The sequence below is a fragment of the Microbacterium sp. Y547 genome (assembly GCF_057669785.1).
Genome location: NZ_JBYHFN010000006.1, coordinates 42,588 through 58,226 on the forward strand (window position 1 = coordinate 42,588; position 15,639 = coordinate 58,226).

General features: G+C 67.9%; 14 protein-coding genes. 5 read left to right on the top strand and 9 right to left on the bottom strand.

Features of this window, described 5'->3' with window-relative positions:
• The first annotated feature begins 13 nt into the window (after positions 1–13).
• Complete coding sequence (locus AC25Y0_RS11025) at positions 14–424, top strand: NUDIX hydrolase (protein WP_488121867.1); 411 nt, start codon at positions 14–16, stop codon at positions 422–424.
• A gap of 36 nt (positions 425–460) precedes the next feature.
• Here AC25Y0_RS11025 and AC25Y0_RS11030 read toward each other — a convergent pair whose 3' ends face one another.
• Entirely contained in the window at positions 461–1,432 is a 972-nt protein-coding gene (locus AC25Y0_RS11030; protein ID WP_488121866.1) for a carbon-nitrogen hydrolase family protein, read from the bottom strand.
• A 134-nt stretch (positions 1,433–1,566) separates the two neighbouring features.
• Between AC25Y0_RS11030 and AC25Y0_RS11035 the strand changes: the two genes are divergently transcribed.
• Positions 1,567–2,328 carry a patatin-like phospholipase family protein gene (locus tag AC25Y0_RS11035; RefSeq protein WP_488121865.1) on the top strand — a complete coding sequence of 254 codons (762 nt, stop codon included), beginning with the start codon at positions 1,567–1,569 and terminating at the stop codon, positions 2,326–2,328.
• Between the two features lie 27 nt (positions 2,329–2,355).
• Here the strand turns inward: AC25Y0_RS11035 and AC25Y0_RS11040 are convergent, their stop codons facing one another.
• The 8 genes from AC25Y0_RS11040 to AC25Y0_RS11075 all read right to left on the bottom strand — a co-directional run bounded on the left by AC25Y0_RS11040 (position 2,356) and on the right by AC25Y0_RS11075 (position 12,428).
• Entirely contained in the window at positions 2,356–4,446 is a 2,091-nt protein-coding gene (locus AC25Y0_RS11040) for an ABC1 kinase family protein (RefSeq protein ID WP_488121864.1), read from the bottom strand.
• Between the two features lie 100 nt (positions 4,447–4,546).
• A complete protein-coding gene (locus AC25Y0_RS11045) occupies positions 4,547–5,452 on the bottom strand; it encodes a DMT family protein (protein ID WP_488121863.1) in 906 nt (301 codons plus the stop codon).
• Between the two features lie 7 nt (positions 5,453–5,459).
• Positions 5,460–7,115 carry a cation:proton antiporter gene (locus AC25Y0_RS11050; protein ID WP_488121862.1) on the bottom strand — a complete coding sequence of 552 codons (1,656 nt, stop codon included), beginning with the start codon at positions 7,113–7,115 and terminating at the stop codon, positions 5,460–5,462.
• Between the two features lie 9 nt (positions 7,116–7,124).
• Entirely contained in the window at positions 7,125–7,796 is a 672-nt protein-coding gene (locus tag AC25Y0_RS11055) for a GAP family protein (protein WP_488121861.1), read from the bottom strand.
• Position 7,797: 1 nt separating this feature from the next.
• Positions 7,798–8,841: a DUF998 domain-containing protein gene (locus AC25Y0_RS11060; protein ID WP_488121860.1), complete on the bottom strand. Its 1,044-nt coding sequence runs from the start codon at positions 8,839–8,841 to the stop codon at positions 7,798–7,800.
• The gene (locus AC25Y0_RS11065) at positions 8,838–9,551 is read right to left on the bottom strand and encodes a hypothetical protein (RefSeq protein ID WP_488121859.1); all 714 of its coding nucleotides are present in this window, start codon (positions 9,549–9,551) and stop codon (positions 8,838–8,840) included. The genes AC25Y0_RS11060 and AC25Y0_RS11065 overlap by 4 nt, the downstream gene beginning before the upstream one ends.
• Before the next feature lie 80 nt (positions 9,552–9,631).
• The gene (gene gad, locus AC25Y0_RS11070; protein ID WP_488121858.1) at positions 9,632–11,041 is read right to left on the bottom strand and encodes a glutamate decarboxylase; all 1,410 of its coding nucleotides are present in this window, start codon (positions 11,039–11,041) and stop codon (positions 9,632–9,634) included.
• 103 nt (positions 11,042–11,144) lie between these two features.
• Positions 11,145–12,428, bottom strand: a complete 1,284-nt coding sequence (locus tag AC25Y0_RS11075; RefSeq protein ID WP_488121857.1) for a metal-dependent hydrolase family protein — start codon at positions 12,426–12,428, stop codon at positions 11,145–11,147.
• Positions 12,429–12,634: 206 nt separating this feature from the next.
• Here AC25Y0_RS11075 and AC25Y0_RS11080 point away from each other — a divergent pair, with 206 nt between their 5' ends.
• The 3 genes from AC25Y0_RS11080 (at position 12,635) to AC25Y0_RS11090 (ending at position 15,634) form a co-directional block, all read left to right on the top strand.
• Positions 12,635–12,877 (top strand): LapA family protein, encoded by a 243-nt coding sequence (locus tag AC25Y0_RS11080; RefSeq protein ID WP_488121856.1) that lies wholly within the window; start codon positions 12,635–12,637, stop codon positions 12,875–12,877.
• A gap of 110 nt (positions 12,878–12,987) precedes the next feature.
• Positions 12,988–14,031 (top strand): linear amide C-N hydrolase, encoded by a 1,044-nt coding sequence (locus tag AC25Y0_RS11085; RefSeq protein WP_488121855.1) that lies wholly within the window; start codon positions 12,988–12,990, stop codon positions 14,029–14,031.
• 58 nt (positions 14,032–14,089) lie between these two features.
• Complete coding sequence (locus AC25Y0_RS11090) at positions 14,090–15,634, top strand: response regulator transcription factor (protein WP_488121854.1); 1,545 nt, start codon at positions 14,090–14,092, stop codon at positions 15,632–15,634.
• Positions 15,635–15,639: the final 5 nt, after the last annotated feature.

Genomic DNA, 15,639 nt, shown 5'->3' on the forward strand with positions numbered 1-15,639 from the left:
TTAGCGTTCCGGGGTGAGTTCTTCCGCTGAACCGGCCCCGCGCAGCATCCGTGTGTCGGCCGCCGTCATCGCCGACGGCGATGGTCGTCTGCTGCTGGTGCGGAAGGAGGGCACCTCGGCATTCATGCAGCCCGGCGGCAAGCCCGAGCCGGGAGAGTCGCCCGACGAGACGCTCAGCCGTGAACTCGAGGAGGAGCTCGGTCTGCGCGTGGATCCCCGCGACCTGCGCCCGCTCGGGGAGTTCACGGCCGCCGCCGCCAACGAGCCCGGGTTCGTCGTGGTCGCCGACGTGTTCGTCGCCGATATCGGCGCCCAGGTGCCGGCGATCGCCGCCGAGATCGCCGAGCTGCGATGGATCACGCGTGCCGACGCCGACGGGCTCGAGATCGCCCCGCTCGCGCGCGAGAACTTCCTTCCCGCCTGAGGTCGCAGCACGCGCCTCGCGCACCGCCGACCCCGGTCAGCGCGCCGCTTCGGGCCCGTCCTGGTCGGACGCACCGGACCGCACGACGACGGACTTCGGCGTCGTGTCGACGGTGAGCGAGAACACATCGGGCCGGGCGTAATGACCCACGACATCGAGGTCGTACTTTCCGCGCGCCTGGTCTTCGAGGTCGATGTCGGCGACCAGGAGCACCTCCTCGCCGTAGACGGGTCCCGCCAGCACCTCCCCGAACGGTGAGACGATGACGCTGCCGCCGCGGATCAGGTCGCCACGGGCATCGCCGGACCGCTGCAGGTCGTAGTCGTCGGGCAGCGAGTCGACGTTGAGGTACTGACACGCGCTGAGAACGAAGCACCGGCCTTCGTAGGCGATGTGACGCATCGTCGCCTGCCAGATGTCGCGGTCATCGACGGTCGGAGCGCACCACAGCTGCACGCCCTGCTGGTAGGTCGCGAGCCGGAACTGGGGCATGTAGTTCTCCCAGCAGATCGTCGCGGCGAACCGGCCGGCCGGAGAATCGACGACGTTGATCGTGGAGCCGTCGCCCTGGCCCCAGACGAGGCGTTCGCTGCCCGTGGGCATGAGCTTGCGGTGCTTGCCGAGGAACTCCCCGTCCGGCCCGACGTACACGGCTGTGCAGTAGAGCGTGCCGCCGTCACGTTCGATCACGCCCACCACGATCGTCATCCGGGCGTCGCGCGCGAGCTGGGCGATCTCGTCGATCTCGGGCCCCGGAATGGAGATCGCGGACTGGGCGTAGCGGAGGAACTCGTCTCTGCCGGCATCGCTTCGCGAGCCGAGCACCGCACCGAACGACAGCCCCTTCGGATAGCCTCCGACGAGCGCTTCGGGAAGCACGAGGAACGCGACGCCCTGCGCACGGGCCTCATCGACGCAGGCGCGCAGCTTGCGCATCGTCCCGGCGGTGTCGAAGAGCACCGAGCCGACCTGAGCAACCGCCACGCGCACCATCACGTCTCCTCGCATCGGGCGTATCCCTGCTTCACCTTATCGACCGCTCCACCCTCGTGTTCTCGCGGGATCACCCGGCTTCTCACCCGCCGAATCATCCCGCTGTGACCCTGCCGCGGCCCGCTCGCACCCGGTGATACGGTCACCACGTGATCCCCGAAACACCGACCGCCGTCGACGATGCGACGCTCGGCATCACCCTCAGCGGAGGCGGTGCGTTCGGTGCAGCGCACGTCGGGGTTCTGCAGGTGCTGGAAGAACGGGGCATCCGCCCTGGCATCGTGACCGGCACGAGCTCGGGTGCGCTCGTGGGCGCCGCATTCGCGGCGGGTCTCGACGGTGACGCCATCGAGCGCATCGCACGGACCTTCCGCTGGCGACGTATCGCCCGCTGGACCTTCCGGCCCCGGTGGGGCCTGTTGGACACACAGGTCGTGACCGATGCCATCCGCGGGCTGCTCCGAGAAGACCCGAGGATCGAAGACCTGCCCCGCCGCTTCGGGGCCGTCGCGACGGATCTGCGCACCCGCCGCGCCGTCACCATCGACAGCGGACCGCTGAGCACGGCCCTGCGGGCGACGATCGCCGTGCCGGGTCTGCTTCCCCCCGTGCGCGTCGGCGACCAACTGCTCGCCGACGGCGGCATGGTCGACAACGTGCCGCACGCCGCGGCGCGAGAACTCGGCGCCGAGCGCGTCATCGTCGTGCACCTGCACGCGAAGTGGGAGAGCGTACGCATGATGCGCACCACCACACGCACTGCTGACCTGGCACGCGATCCGAGCGTCGTGCTCGTTCAGCCCGAGATGCAGCGGATGGCGCAGTGGACGATGCGCGACGTCGACCGCCTCATCGCCGAGGGTCGGCGTGCCGCGACCGCCGCACTCGATGCGGATGCAGCCGTGCGCTAGACACCGGAGACCCCGGAGGGCGTCCGGTCATCGCAGCCCGGTCCCGTCGTCGCGCATGAGCGCGGTGCGCAGCGACCTGAGCACCAGCAGCATGCCCCCGAGGCCGAGCACGGCGCCGAGGAACGGGAACAGGGCGACATCGGGCGTCAGGGACGGGCCACCCCCGAACACGACGAGGAACACCGACGCGGTCACCAAGACGACACCCACGAGCGCCGTCGTGATCTGACTGACCAGCGAAGCGACCCAGCTGCGTTCCCGCGGGTCGCGGAACATCCGCAGGCTCATCCCGAAGGTGCCGCTCTCGAGCTGCGACGTGATCGCCTCGATCCGTCTCGGCATCCGGCGCAGCTGCTCACCGAGCACCTGCACCTGGACACGGGCATCGGCCAGCATCTCCCGGGGGTCGAACGCCTGACGCGCGAAATACGATGTGCGGGTCAGGGCCCGGTCGACCATGTCGTAGTCGGGCACGAGCTGTCGGAGGGCCCCCTCCGCCGAGGCGATCGTGCGGAAGACGAGAACGAGCGCAGGCGGAAGTGAGAGCTGGTGCCGCCGGAGGACATCGATCACCTCGGTGAAGATGCTCGCGTCGGTGCGTGCGTTGTGCACGCGCGTGAGGATGACACCGATCTCATGCTGCAGTGCCCGTCGGTCCAGTTCCGCACCGTCTTCGGGCTCGCTGGTGATCATCAGCAGCAGATCGGTGAGGGCGATGTCGTCTTCGGCCGCCATGGAGGACATCATCGCGACCAGAACCCGTCGCATGCTGCGTTCGAGGATGCCGACGGAACCGAAGTCGATGAGGGCGATGCGCCCGTCGGGCCGCAGGATGATGTTTCCGGGATGCAGGTCGGCGTGAAAGATCCCTCGGACGGCGATCTGCTCGAAGACGGTGTCGACCAGGGAGTCCGCGATCTCGCGCGCCGTGGGGAGCGGGTCGGGCCTCGTCCAGGCGACCGTCCCCACCATGTCGCCGATCTCGAAGTGCTCCTCGTCGGTGCGCACACGCGGCGGGGCGTCGGTCATGGCGGCGGGCAGTCCCCCGGCGAGGTTCGAGAAGGGGACGCCCTCGATCCGCTCCTGCACCATCATCCGCTCGGTGCACAGCGCCGGGTACACCTCGGGCACCTGCACCGTGCCGACGGTCGAACGCGCCAGGGTGTCGCGCAGCAGTTCGGTGTTGGCCAGCTCGATGCGGTAGTCGAGTTCCTCGTTGAGGGACCGCACGAATTCACCCGCAAGAGCGTTCAGCCCGTAGGCGCGCGCCCACGCCGCCCGACGCTCGGCCTGTTCCGCCAGGCGCACGATGATGTCCGAGTCGATCTTGACCGACGCGCGGGCATCCGGTCGCTGGATCTTGATGACGACGTTCGCCCCTTCGGTCTCGCCGTCTGCGGGGTGCAGCCGCGCGGCGTGCACCTGGGCGAGCGAGGCCGCCGCCATCGGCTTTTCATCCACCCACGCGAACGCCTCGTCGATGGTGCCCGGCAGCTCGGCCTCGATCGCCGCCTTGGCGTCGTCCCAGGGCAGGGGCGTGGTCTGCATCTGCAGCGTCGCCAATGCCTCGGTGAACTCCTTCGGGAGGATGTCGTCGCGCGTCGAGAGCACCTGCCCGATCTTGACGAAGGTGACGCCGGCTTCGTTCATCGCGGCCACGAGTGCCGCCGGGACGTCCTGGTCCTCTCCCCTGCGGTGGCTGCCGAAGAGGCTGAGACCGTGCTTGGACGCGATCCGCAGGGTCTGCGCGTAGCGCAGCATGCGCTTGCGACGGCTGAGCAGCTCCTTCACCGCGTGGATCGGGTGCCACCCTCGGCCCGAAGGCCAGAACAGCTCGGAGACCATGATGACGGCGACGGCGATGGCGAACTGCCAGCCGAGAGCCACCGCGACGAACACGATGCCGATCGGGCTGGAAACCACGAATCGGCCGTCGACCATGACATCGCCGGCTTCGAGCGCCGCCCGCACGATCGGGACGGTCGCCGCATAGACGATCGCGACGAAGAGGATGGCCCGAACCCACCCGATCGACGTGCCGAGCACATGTTGCGCGACCCACCCGGCACACACCGCGAAGACGGCGCCCAGCACGATCGTGCCGACGACTTCGAACATCGAACCTCCCAGGCCTCCCAGACTCTAACTTCGCCGCGAGACGTGCTCGGGCGATCCCGCCGGGTTTCACCCGACGGGCACTCTCCGGATCACCCGTCCATCACCCGACCGGCTCACTGCGCTCGGCCCGGGACAGCGCGAACACTCCCGTGACGGCGACGAGCCCCGCCGCGATGAACGCGAAAACCGCCCACAGGGGTGCGTCGCTCGCCTCTCCGAGGATCGTGATGCCCAAGACCACCGCGACCGTCGGGTCGATGACGGTCAGCCCCGCGACGACAACCTCGGGCCGGTTGGACACGTGTGCCCGCTGCACGAAATAGATGGACAGCGCCCCGGCGATGCCGATCCCCACGAGACAGCCGATCGTGAGGAGATTCGAGCTGTCGATCGCGAAGTCGCGGTGATGCCACGCCGTCTGGACCCGGAGGATGACGGTCTTGCCGAGCGTCGCGACGAACGCCGAGAACACTCCGCCGAGAAGCACCCAGAGGATCGGCGGAGCGGGTCGGGCCCGACCGGCGATGAGGACCACACCCGACACGACGAGCACTCCCGCGAGCACAGCGAGGACGGCAATGAGCTGGACGTCCGTGATCGCGTGCTGCGTGCTGACGAGGGCTGCCACCGTGACGAATGCCGCGACGCCGACGACGCAGACGACGATCGCCCGAATGACCGCAGGCGTCGGTCGCCGTCCGAGCGCGATCGCCGTGATGAGCACGGTGAAGACGAGGGCTGCGACCCCGATGGGCTGCACGACGATGAGCGGCGCGAACGCGAGACTGCCCATCTGCAGCAGGATCGCGACCCCGAGAAGCGCCCCTCCCAGAAGCCACAGACGGCTGCGGATGAGCTGGATCGCCCGCGAGCCGCCTGCCCCGTGGTCCGTGTGCTCTTCCACGGAGCGCACGCCGCGCGCCTGCAGGAGGTTGCCGACCGAGAGCACCGCGGCCGAGGCGACCGCCAGGGCGATGCCCGCCAGCGGCAGGGAAGTGAGGTCCATCCCTCTGTCACCCTTCGCTCTCGAGGCGCAGCCGCACACTGATCTCGTACGCGTCGAGTTCGTCGAACACGTGTCGCACGACGCTTGTGTCATGCGCTCCGGATGCCGCGATCTGACGCAACCGTACCCTCATGACGCCGATGAGGGCGAGTTCGAATTCCAGCGCCTCGGGGCCGGCGACCTCCGCGTCGGATCCGAGCCCGGCGAGGAGCCGTGACGGGGGACGGGCGTACAGCGTCTCGGGAAAAGCACCCTTCTCGCGGTGCAACGAGCGGTCCACGATCGCGCTCTGCGCGGCATCCCGGAGCTGTTGGTTGACCGACGTGAGCGCATGCCTGGGCAACCGCGTCTGCGCCGACGAGCCGAGCCCCACGAGCCGTGCCACCAGGGGCAGCGACATCCCCTGCAGAAGCAGGCTTCCTGCCGCGACGACGAAGGCGATGAACACGAGCAGGTCGCGCTCGGGCGTGTCTCTGGGAAGCGTCTGCGCTGCGGCGAGAGTGACGACGCCCCGCATCCCCGCCCACGTCACGATGACGCTGTGGCGCCAGGTGAGCGGTGACGCATCGAAGTAGTCGATGTCGGCCCGGATCCGGCCGGCGCGCTTCGTGCTGGCGCGTCGGCTCTCACCACTTGCCGTGTTCAGCCGTCTGCGTGTGGCGCGGCCGACGCGCGAGGAGTGGAACGCGAGCATGGGGAAGACATAGGCGGCGCGCACCAGGATCAGGATCAGGAACGCCGCGCCGGCGATCATCGCCCCGTGCAGCAGACCCTCATGCGCCGCGATGTTCTTCTCGACGATGCCGTAGAGCTCGAGCCCCATCACGAGGAAGACGGCGCCCTCGAGGATGAACTCGACCGTGCGCCATGTGAGCTTGTCCGAGATCCGCTGCTCCGGGGTGAGTCGGCGCACGGCGCCTTGACCGCACACAACCCCGGCGACGACCGCCGCCACCAGACCCGAGCCGTTGACCGCATCGGTCGGCAGATAGGCGAGATACGGCACGATCAGGCCGACCGCCGTGCTCGCCGCCGCATTGCGCGTCCACTCCCGCAGCCGGAGAGCGAGGACACCAGCGACGGTGCCGATCACGACAGCGGACAGCACCGCCCAGGCGAAGGCGCCGAGCGTCGCGGCGAACGAGAAACCCGCCGCCGCCGCGGCGATCGCCGTGCGCAGCAGCACGAGCGCCGTCGCATCGTTGAGGAGGCTTTCACCCTCGAGCAGTGTCACGACCCGGCGCGGCGCACCCTGCTTTCGGACGATCGAGGTGGCGACGGCATCCGTGGGACTCAGGATCGCGCCCAGGGCGATCGCGAGCGGAAGCCCCAGGCCCGGGATCGCCCAGGCGAAGAAGAGCCCGAGCACGAGGGAACTGATGATGACGAGGAGGATCGCCAGCCCGCTGATCGCACGCAGATCACGCCGCAGTTCGATCGCGGGCGCCGACACCGCCGACGAGTACAGCAACGGCGGAAGGACCCCGACCAGGATCAGCTCGGGCTGAACGCTCAGCGCGGGAATGGCGGGAACGAGACTGACCGCGACGCCGAGAGCGACGAGGACGAGCGGTCCCGCGACCCCGATGCGGTCGGCGAGCGTCGAGGTCAGGGTGATCGCGATGATCGCGATCACCGCGACGATGAGCAGTTCGATGGTCATTCCGGCGCGTCACCCGACCAGGTCGGCCACGCCTGAGCCCACCAGTTTGAACCCGAGGACGATGAAGAGCACGGTCACGATGACGGCGTGGTTGGCGACCAGCCAGTCCCGCGGCTTGGCGAGTGTCGCCTCGGCGCGGTCCGGCGCCACGATGCTGACAATCCACGGGATCGCGACCGCCGTGACGCCGAGCACGGCGAAGATCAGGACGACCGAGACGATCTGCTCGACGGGCAGGTCGGCCTGCGAGATCCGCCCGCCGGCGGCGATCAGCAGCGGCAGGTCCTTGGGCGACAGCGGACCGGACAGCAGCACGCCGACGACGAACGCCTTGCCGATCGTGAGTCCGTCGATCTGGTTCATCCAGCCCGGAGTGTCCTTCAGACCCCTCTTGCGCCACTGCAGCACGGCCATGGTCAGCAGCGCGACGCCCAGCAGGATCTCGATGACGTCGACCAGCAGCCGGGGAACCGAATGCGCGTCTTCGGTTCCCGCGGAACGGCCGATGAGCACGAGCACCCCCACGAAGACGACCATGAAGACGTAGCAGCCCAGCACGAACGCCGTGCCGTTGGAGCGGCCCTTGCCGGCCGTCGCCATGAGGATGACGGCGACGATCGCGAGCGGACTGATCGCGACCGCGACGGCGAGAGTCAGCAGGTCGGCGAGGAGGACGAGCACGTCAGGTTCTCGTCTGCACGTTGCGCAGGAACAGGATGATCCACGCGAAGATGAGCACGGCGGCGATGAGCTCGACGGCCGTGAGGTTGTAGATGCCTGCGGCGAAGAGCACGGTCAGTCCCACCACGGCGGCGACGAAGACGTACCCGAGCACGATGAACGTCTTCGGCACCGTGGGCAGCAGCCACGGTGCACCGATGACGAGCACGCCGAAGGCCACCGCCATCCCCGTCGCGACGGTGTTGTGCAGCAGGAAGAAACGGTCTACGGGGAAGACGCCGACGCAGGCGAGCATGACGCCGATGAGCACGAACAGAGTGCGGACGACGGCACGGCGACGACGCTCTGCCACCGTCGTCGCCGGCAGCGACGCCGTGCCGAAGCGTGCGATCGTCGTGACGATGACGCCCGAGATGATCAGGGTCAGATTGAACGTCAGCGAGGAGATGTCGTGCGTGATCCCCAGCGCGGACAGGTTCATCTGCCACCACTGCGGATCGCTCGAGCTCAGCATCGCGGTGATCATCCCGACGGCGAGGAAAAGCGCGAGCACGAGCGACAGCTGGCGCGGGGACAGGCTGAGGCCCGACAGGTACGCCGCGTATCCGCTCAGCGCCGTCGCCGATGCCGCCAGCACGACGGCGGGGGTGGTGAACACGGTCGCGCCGACGAAACTGTGCTCGAGGACCGTCGCCACTCCCGTCCAGCCCAGGAGCGCGATCGCGGCGTGGGCGACCGACAGCGCCACGAGGTCGAACCACAGATAGCGAGCGCGGGTCTCGCCGGGGATCCCCCCGATCTTGAGGACGGATGCCACCAGCCGACCACCGGCAAAGGCGAGTGCGGCAGCGACCGCTCCGGCGATCGCGACGAATTCGCCGAGCGATCCTCGCCCCGCGATCGGGAGTTCGCGACCCCAGAACACGACCGCGGCCACTGCGGCGGTGACGGCGAAGACGGATGCCGCGATGATGATCGCCGCGGACTCGTCGTCGATGAGCGCGCGACGCGGCTTCGGCGGGGCCGACGTCTTCTCGGAGGTCACTGGACGTCCGGGGTGGTGGCGCGCGCTCCGCGGGATGCGACGCCCCGAGTCGCCGAACGATCCCACTGCGGCAGCACCATGAGGGACGCGAGCAGGAAGCAGAGCGCGCCGATGAAGGTCCCGCCGTTGGCGACGGCGTCATTGACCGTGTCGCCGCTGGGAAGGATGTACGCCCCGACCGCTGACACGCCGAAGGCGACGCAGCCGAGGAAGTTGACCAGCACCGCCCACCACGCACGCTTGCCCAGGTCGAGCAGGCGGGCCTGATGCGCGTAGGCGACGAAGGCGAGGACACCGCTCACGAGGAAGGCGACCGAGCCGCCGGCGTCCGGGTTCCAGACGAAGCGCTCCTCGGACGTGATCGTCCTGGCGTGCAGAGCAGCCGTCGTGCTCACGTTGAACATGAGCGTCCCGAAGGTCTGCGTCGCGGCGGCGAGCCACTCCGCGCGCACCATCCGGCCGGGAGCGTACGCCACCGGAACCGCGATGGCGCCGCTCAAGAACAGCTGGATGAGACCGGCCGTCGTGAAGAACCATGCGCCGACGAAGTAGCAGAGGTTCGATGCACTCGCACCCATCAGGTCGCCGAGTCCGGGTGCAGACCCCAGCGCGAACAGTGACGAGCCGATCACGAAGATCCAGCACTGCTTCGTCAGGGTCGGCACGAATAAGCGCCGCGGAAGGTCCGCCGCCATGGCCGCCGTCGTCATGGTCTCTCCATCCGGGTTTCGATCGATGAATCGCGTGTGCGGGGAGGGCCAGCCCGGCGCCCTCCCCGCACACAGTCGAATCAGTGGTGGAAGTGGGACCCGCTGGCGACCTCGCGAGGAAGCGGCGCCGTGAGCGACTCCAAGAACTCCACCTCACCCTTGATGTCTGCCAGGAGCGCCGTGGCTAGGTCACGGCTGAGGCCGACCTTGACCACGATGCGCTGGAGCACCATGTCCGACATGTTGTCGGCCATGGGGTACGCCGGCACGAGCCAGCCCTTCATCCGCAGGCGGTCCGCGAGATCGTAGAGGCTCCACTTGTCGGTGTAGCCGTCCTTGAGCACCCACGCGAACACCGGGATGGTGTCACCCTTGCTGATGAGGTCGAAGGGACCGATCTTCGCGATCTCGCTCGAGAGGTAGGTCGCGACGTCGATCGAGTTCTGCTGGACGGCACGGTAGCCCTCACGACCGAGACGAAGGAACTGGTAGTACTGCAGCAGCACCTGGGCGCCCGGCCGCGAGAAGTTCAAGGCGAGCGTCGGCATGTCGCCACCGAGGTAGCTGACGTGGAAGATCATGCTCTCGGGGAGCACGGCCTTGTCGCGCCACACGACCCATCCGACGCCGGGGTAGACGAGCCCGTACTTGTGACCGGATGTGCTGATGGAGTTGACCCGGTCGATCTGGAAGTCCCACACGAGGTCGGGCTGGCAGAACGGAGCGACCATGGCGCCCGATGCACCGTCGACGTGGATCTTCACGTCGAGTCCGGTGTCGGCCTGGATCTGGTCGAGCTTCTTCGCGATCGCCTCGACGGGCTCGTAGGCGCCCGTGAACGTCTGACCGAGGATCGCGACGACGCCGATGGTGTTCTCGTCGACGTACTTCTCGAGCTCGAATCCATCCAGCACCATGTGGTCCGGGGTCACGGGAACGTAGCGGGGCTCGATGTCCCAGTAGTTGCAGAACTTCTCCCACACGACCTGGACCGCCGCCGACATGATGAGGTTCGGCTTCTCGGTCGACTTGCCCTCGGCCTTGCGCTTCTCCTGCCACAGGCGCTTCAGAGCGAGACCGCCGAGCATGCATGCTTCGGACGAGCCGATCGTGGACGTGCCGATCGTGTCGGCCGTGTCGGGGACGTGCCACAGTTCGGCGAGCATGCGCCAGCAGCGGTCCTCGATCGCCGCCGTCGCCGGATACTCGTCCTTGTCGATCATGTTCTTGTCGGCTGCCTCGGAGTACAGCTTCAACGCGTAGTCGTCCATCCAGGTGGAGACGAAGGTCGCGAGGTTGAGGCGCGAGTTGCCGTCGAGGACCGCCTCGTCGTGCACGATCTGGTAGGCGGTCTCAGGAAGACTCGGGCCGTCCGGCATGACGAACTTGTTGAACTCGGTCGCTTCGCCGGGCCGCACGAAGACGGGGTTGATGGCGAGCGTCGGGTCGATGTTCGTCGACTGACGCGCCTTGGTGGTGTTGGAAGGCACTTTCACTCCTGACATTTCGGGGACATCGAGCATTGGTAGGCGTCGAGCGCTCCGAGCGTGGCCGCCCAGACCTCGACCTGCGGGTGAAGGGTCCGCGGCCCGATCAGAGGGTGTTCTTGACGACCTGCCCGTTCTTGACGATGAGGCGGAAGTTGGTGTCGGGGTCGGCGATGAGCGAGAGATCGGTGAGCGGGTCGCCGTCGACGAGGATCATGTCGGCCCAGCCGTTCTCGGCGATGACGCCGAGCTTGCCGCCGCGGTAGGTGTTGCGTTCGCCGGCCATCTCGAAGAGCTGGGCGTTGCCCGATGTGAGCATCTTGAGCGCTTCGGCGTTCGTGTAGAACTCGCTCAGGCGGGCCGCCATGGCGCTCTGCCGCGGTGCGGACTGCGGCTCGAGCAGCAGGTCTGTGCCCCACGCCGTCTTGACGCCGTACTTCTTCGCCCACTCGTACACCTGCTCGGTGCCGTGGCAGATCTCGGTGTTCTTGGCCGCGCGCGACGGGTCGGGATAGTGGTGGTCGTCTTCGGCGAACGGCTGCATCGAGAGCCAGATCTGCGCGTCGGCGATGCGCTTGATCGTCTCTTCGTCGGCCAGATGGCCGTGCTCGATCGATGCCACACCGGCATCGATGGCACGCGCGATGCCGGCCGGCGTGTAGACGTGCGTCGCGACGTACGTTCCGTAGTCGTTCGCTGCCTGGACGGCGGCGCGGATCTCATCCGGCGTGTACTGCAGCGTGTTGAGCGGGTCGTACATCGACGCCGCGCCACCGCCGAGGGTGAGCTTGATCTGGCTTGCGCCGTGCTTGAGCTGCTCGCGCACCGCGGCGAGGACGCGCGGGACGCCGTCGGCGATGCGCGTGAAGTGGATGTCCTCGGTGCGGCTGGGCTTGCCGCCGAACTCCTCGGGCACGTCGTACACGAACGAGAAGTCGGCGTGACCCGACGTCTGGGAGATCATCGCCTGGCTCGGGAAGATGCGCGGCCCCTCGAACACGCCCCGGTCGATGAGCGACTTCACCGGCGCGGTGTCGCCGCCCATGTCGCGAACGGTCGTGAAGCCGCGCAGCAGCATGCGCTTGGCTTCGGCGATCGTGTTGCCGTACAGGGCCCCGGTCGGACCCTGCAGGAACTCCACCATGCTGTTCGCGTTGCCCATGAGGTGAACGTGAGCATCGCTCAGTCCGGGCATCAGGAACTTGCCGCCACCATCGATCTCGAGCACACCGTCCGAAGCATCGCCGGCGACGGGCGACGACGACACAGCGACCACGTGGGCGCCCTCGACGAGCACGTCGACGTTGTCCTGCGTCGCGTCGTTCACGCCGTCGAACACGCGGACGTTCCGGATGATCATGCGCTGGGGTGCCTTGGTACCTGGGGTCATGCCGGTGAGACTATTCCGCGCCCTGATACCGAGAGACGGATGCCGGGAGATTTCGCCCGCGTCGTCATCCGGTCTTTAGCCCGCTGATCACCCCGCTATCACCCCGTCGTGCGCGGCCGCGTTTTGTGGATAAGGTCCGTTCGAGGCGCTCGTCGCGCGGTCCACGCGGGGCCGACGCACTCGGCGTAGAGCGAGAAGGAGAACGTATGCCAGACAAGGAAACCGTCACCACCGACAAGGACGCACGCGCTGCGAACGGCAAAGTGATCCTCGCGATCATCCTGTCGGTCGCCGCGCTGACATTCGTGTTCTCCAATGTCGGACCCGCGACGCTGCGATTCCTGTTCTTGCAGTTCACGATGCCCGCCTGGGGCTGGTTCCTCGCCGTCCTCATCGCCGGCGTCGTGATCGGATCGCTCTTTCCCTGGTTCCGCCCCCGCAAGAAGTAGCGCCGCGCCGATGCCCGCGGCCGAGATCACCGGGCACATGATCGCGACGGCATGTTTGCCGTCTCTGTCTTGACGTCTCTGTGACGTTCACTGAGTGAGGAATGAACCGCATGTGCACGAGAGTGGTGTGGCCGGACGCCTCCGGCGCCGTCATCGTCGGCAGGAACATGGACTACCACCGTGACCTCGCGACGAACCTATGGATGCTCCCCCGGGGTGTTCACCGCGATGACGGGGTCAACGGTGATCTCGCTTGGACCGCCCGCTACGGCAGTGTCGTGGCGACGGCATTCGACATGATCACGGTCGACGGGATGAACGAGGCCGGTCTCGCGGGTCATGTGCTGTGGCTCGCCGAATCGGAATACGGTGAGCTGGACGCCTCCCGCCCCGCACTCAGCCAGGCCGTCTGGCTGCAGTTCTTCCTCGACGGGTTCGCCACCGTCGCCGAAGCCGTCGCCTGGGTAGAACAGACGCAGGTGCAGCTCGTGCCTCTCAGCGATCCCGCGACCGGCGAGGTCCCCGCGATCCACCTCGCACTCGACGATGCCTCGGGCGACTCGGCGATCATCGAGTACATCGACGGCGTGATCGAACTGCACCACGGTGCCCAGTACCGCGTCATGACCAACTCACCGAAGTACGACCAACAGCTCGCGCTTCTCGCCCAGCTGGAAGCGTTCGGCGGCGACCGCCCTCTTCCCGGCACGACGCTGGCGACGGACCGCTTCGCCCGCGCGGCGTATTACGTCGACCGACTGCCCCAGCCTGCGACGCAGGTCGAGGCGATCGCGTCGATGCTCAGTGTCGTCCGCAACGCCGCGCAGCCGTTCCGGATCCCCGATCCCGGCAAGCCCGACGCTTCGCAGACCATCTGGCAGGTGGTCGCCGACCTCACCCGGCGCCGCTACGTCTTCGAGTCCACCACCCGCCCCAACATCGTGTGGGTGGATCTGGCAGATGCCGACTTCAGCGAGGGAGCGCCGCAGCGCGTCTTGGACCTCGCGAGCAGGCTCGCCGTCGAGGGGGGCATCGCCGGCAACGTGACCGAGAGCTTCGACGCCGGGCGCGAGCTGCGGCTGCTCACCCTCACCGACCTGCGCCAGGCTGCCGCCGCGCGCGCAGCGCGGTCGGCCGAAACCAACGGGTCATGACGATCCCCGTCCTCACCGGGAGGCATCGGCGCCGCTCAGGTCGACGAACAGGTCGCTGGTGAACCTCCATGACGAGGTCAGGGCCGAAGCCGAACTGCGACGGGCCATGGCATCGGGCAAGCCGGAGACGATCGCCCAGGCGGCGATGTCCAACGTCTGGCCTCTGTACAGCGCGCACTTCGAGCTGCTGACCGCCGCGGTCGAGGCCCTCCCGAGCGCCATCCTCACGCGGTATCCGGTGCTGCAGGTCGCGCATCGCATGACACCGGTGCTCGCCCGGACGACGCGCCCCTTCAAGCCCCTCATCTATCCCGAGGACGCGCGATCGATGTCCCCGGACGAACTGGACATCCTCACTCTCGTGCAGATGATCGCGTTCCGCTTCAGCGGTGACGTCTCCGCGGCCCTCATCTATGCGCATCGCCTCGAGGAGCGCATCAACCACGTCCGGGTCGAATCGCGCGAGCGCACCGACGGACCGCTCTGGTACTACCACCAGCAGATCGGCTCGACCCTGCTCGCGGCGGGCGACTCCTCTGGCGCACTGCTGGAGTTCGCCACCGCACGACAGCTCGGACGACTGTCGAATCAGCCGGATGCCGAACGCCTCGCCCTCGGACGCACGGCCCTCGCGCACGCTGTGCGTGGGTCACTCGATGACGCCGAGCTCGCGCTCTGCGACCTCGCGCACCAACCGCCGGCGACCAGCGCGCACGTCAATTCGAGCACGATGACCGAACGCAGCGCCGCCGCACTCGTCGCGGTGGAGCGCATGGCGGACGACGCGGACGACATGCTCGCGGATCTCGAACCCTACGACAGCATCGAGCTGAGCTGGCCGTTCGCGCTTCTTGCGCGCACGCGATCCCTCCTGGCGCGCCATCGGCCCGACGAGGCCATCGAAGCCCTGCATCTGGCAAGCGAAGCGCACCCGACCCGACACGGATCCTTCGCATCCGACGTCATCCACTCCGCGACCATCGAGGCACTGTGGGCCGCGGGCGATGTCGCAGGAGCGCGTCGCGAGGTCGCGTCGAGCACTCAAGCAGGCTCGCTCACGACGATCGCGTCTGTTCGGCTCGCCCTGCAGGACTCCCGTCTGGATCTCGCTGCGCGGGGTGTGCGGCGGGTTTCGGCCGATCTGACCCTCGGCCCGGGGCAACGGGTCGAGGCGCTCCTGCTCTCGACCTGGCTCGAGATGATGCGCACCGACACCGTGGACACCGAGACCGCGCGGCAGATCGCGCGCCTCACCGAGAAGGGGAATATCCGCCGGCTCCTCGCCACGATGCCGCAGCAGCTGATCTCGCTCGTGCGCAGCGAACTTCCGGCCTCAGAGGTTGCCGGGTTCGACGTTGCGACAGCCGGGCTCACCCACATCGAGACCCGTCGAAAGCCCGACCTCACCCACGGTGAGCTGCGCGTACTGAACGCGCTGTCTCAGCAATCGACGACGGCTGCGATCGCCGCATCGTTCCATGTCTCCCCCAACACGGTGAAGTCGCAGCTCAAGTCCATCTACCGCAAGCTCGGCTGCTCGACGCGCGACGAGGCGCTCAAGATCGCGATGCGCCATCACCTCATCGCCCTGCCCGTCGAATGAGGAGG